Genomic DNA, 1,229 nt, shown 5'->3' with positions numbered 1-1,229 from the left:
GGTAATAGTTGCCATCGAAAATTATCGGTTATATTAAACCGCCAGAACTGCCTGCTCCCATTACCCACCAGAACATACAACGCCTCAATTTGAACAGGTGGACCAGATTTGACATAGCACATTGCACCACCGGCATCAACTTCTCTGTCTGAAGGAATATCGGGCAATCGCTGCCAGCCATAATCGGTTGCGAATGAACTGGCTAAACCCCAATCACTCCAGGAGCCGGAACCATCCTGCCACCGGGTGCGCCAGAACCATTTGCCACTTCGCAACGGCACAACTGTCCGGTATTCGCTGATGTCGGTGTAAACATCAATTACCGGCTCTTTGAACCATTCATTGTCAGCCACCTGCAACTGATACCTCACCGCCTGGGGCACACACTCCCAGTTGAACATCGGCTCATCACCACTCAGGAGCGCATCTGCTGGTGGAAATACCCGGTTTCGGGGCAACTTCTTCGTCCGGCTGGCAATGACCACCGGCTGGGGATTACTCCAGTCTGACATACCCTTACCGGTTAGCCCGCGCACCCGCCAGTAGTAGGTCCGGTTGACCAGTAACCTGCTTTTTGGTGGCCGGAACTCGGTTGTCGTAACGGTGGCATCCACTACCGGCTTCAGAAAGTCTTTGGTGGCTGATATCTGGAGCTGATAACCTTCCCATTTCCGGTGTCCAACCCAGTCAAAAACAAGTTCGTCAAGGGCAACACTGTCCCCTTCACCCGGACTGATGCCCCATGGCGACCAGGGAAGCTGGTTGAAGGCACGGCGGTATAAACTCCGCGAGCCACCGCCGACGAGTAGATAAAGATAGCCGCTTAAAAGGCTTGCATTATCGACAACCGGCTGAAATGCCAGCGCAACTCCAGGACCAATCTCTTCCGGTAGATAAATCGGGTTCAGAACATCCGGATCTCGCCACCTGCCATCAAGCCCTATCGCGTTGTCAAACTCATAGATATGGAGCCGGTCATATTCATCCTCAACCCGAACGGCAACAAACAGCCGGCCGCCGTACCAGAACTCGTACGCCATTGCCCCTGCTCCCTCAATATAATCAGGTATCGGCTCAAAATTTTCGTCCCAGGTTTCGGTGACATGTTCAAACGGAAAAATGAGGTCGTCATCGTTCCCGATTGCCACAAATGTATAGCCTCTGCCCCTTGCCGCACACCCACCGGGTCCAACCTCATAACCATTTCCTACCGGCGGCAGTGGTACCCA

The 1,229-nt window shown here is 53.4% G+C and carries 1 protein-coding gene; it reads right to left on the bottom strand.

The genetic code is table 11. The annotated features are described in order from the left end of the window. Positions 1-1,040: hypothetical protein (locus tag ABJK56_RS05680; protein ID WP_347243699.1), on the bottom strand; the 1,040-nt coding region annotated here is incomplete at its 3' end. Positions 1,041-1,229 lie beyond the last annotated feature (189 nt).

This window comes from Thermogutta sp., from assembly GCF_039793925.1.
Lineage (GTDB): Bacteria > Planctomycetota > Planctomycetia > Pirellulales > Thermoguttaceae > Thermogutta.
The sequence above is the reverse complement of the archived record's forward strand: the minus strand, read 5'-3'. Positions and strand labels throughout refer to the sequence as shown.